This window comes from Peribacillus sp. P4_B1, assembly GCF_056402395.1.
In genome coordinates this window covers 1-556 of sequence record NZ_JBFUHM010000179.1, presented here as the reverse complement: position 1 = coordinate 556, position 556 = coordinate 1, and the positions used below count along the sequence as shown (strand labels likewise).

The 556-nt window shown below is 59.4% G+C and carries 1 protein-coding gene; it reads left to right on the top strand.

Going from position 1 to position 556, the window contains the following annotated elements; all coding sequences use genetic code 11:
- Positions 1-467 (top strand): hypothetical protein (locus AC1DVK_RS27150; RefSeq protein WP_477627851.1); only part of this gene is annotated, 467 nt, incomplete at its 5' end.
- Positions 468-556 lie beyond the last annotated feature (89 nt).

Sequence of the window (556 nt, the reverse complement as noted above, 5' to 3'; positions counted from 1 at the left end):
ACTTTCATCGTCGTCACCCAGAGCAAGAAATTCATATCTTCGGAGACACCGTCTCCGGCTGGCCATTCCCCGTTACGAATCATGGGTCCTTGCGCCCCACCGAGCTAAATGTGCTGTACAACCGGACAATTGCGAGCCTGGCGCTTTCGTTCACCAACATCAGCTTGGTTGCCGAGGAGCTCATGGCTGCGGGGAATGTACCTGTCCTGAACGATCATCCATTCTCCCGGGCCGACCTATCCGCTCCTCACGCAATCTGGGCGCCAGCCACACCCTCAGCAATTGCCGACGGCCTGTCCTCTGCTGTTACCGCCACGGATATCGACGTCCGCGCCCAGCTCCTGGCTGAAACCGTTCGCAAGGACTGGCGCAAACCGTCAACGCGTGTTTGTCAGGAAATCGAACGGGTCTGCAGTCCACCTCCCACTCGTCAGGCCTTGTACGACGCAACAGGGGTGGGCTCATGACCTGGCACCGCCTGGCCCTGACGCGATCTTCTGTCATGGGTCATAGCGATGCCGCCAGCAGACCTATCCTGCCGATTAGGCTCGTAGCC